This window comes from Oleiphilus sp. HI0067 (genome assembly GCF_001635735.1).
On sequence record NZ_LWFI01000931.1, the window covers coordinates 1 to 990 of the forward strand.

The 990-nt window shown below is 46.2% G+C and carries 1 protein-coding gene; it reads right to left on the reverse strand.

Going from position 1 to position 990, the window contains the following annotated elements; genetic code table 11:
• The coding region (locus A3739_RS11260) for a gamma-glutamyltransferase family protein (protein WP_197472281.1) at positions 1 to 990 on the reverse strand (990 nt) is incomplete at both ends.

A 990-nucleotide genomic window follows, 5' to 3' on the forward strand; every position in this document is an offset into this window, starting at 1 on the left:
CGTGCGTTCGCGCTACCTTCGCGACGCTTATCTGCTGCGCCTTTGAGCAAGTCTTTTCTAATTTGTACAGCGTGTAGACCCGAATTCAGATCTCTTTGATTTACTTTGTACCCCAAGTTTTTAAGGGCGGAAATGTCCTCATCGGACCAAGCATCTTTTTCAATATCCATGTCGCCATAACGGTTGCTGATATGAGGTGCGTTGATCGCTTCGATTAAAGGCTGTCCCCACGCTAAGAGCCGTATAAGTGAGTTTGCTACGTAGTTTATGATTCTTGATCCACCTGGAGAGCCGATGGCTAGAACTGGTGTATCACCTTTGAATACGATAGTTGGTGCCATCGATGAACGCGGTCTCTTACCAGCTTCTACATGATTGGCGATGAGGCCTTTATCGTTCTCAAATTTGAAAGAAAAGTCGGTGAGTTCGTTATTTAAAAGAAATCCTTTGACCATCACTCGAGAGCCAAAAGCATTTTCAATGGTGCTTGTGCTGCTTATGATGTTGCCTGACTTGTCGACCACCACGAAATGCGTGGTAGATGGTTGATCTACATTTATTCCCGTACTTAGCGCGATCTTGTCACTGAAAGGAGAGCCTGCTGTCAGCGTTGGACTTTTCTTCGATGTATTGACCTGTGACGCTCGTTCCGAAATATATTCTTCATTTAATAATGAGCTGGGTACATCGAAGTAAGCTGGGTCTGCGATGTACAAAGCGCGATCGGCGAATGCTAGGCGCGTTGACTCTGCGATGACATGCCATGCTTGAGGCGACTCTGGCGGGTAATCGATTAAACCAGCGGCTTCGCTTGTCATTAGAATCTGGCCTACTGTGATCGCACCGCTGCTAGGTGCTCCCATGCCGCAAACACGATGTTCTATAAATGTGTGACAAACAGGTACACGTTCAATGACTTTGTATTGTTTAAAATCTTCGATACTAAGTAAGCCTGGGTTATTCGCGCTTTGAACCGCGTTAACGATGTCG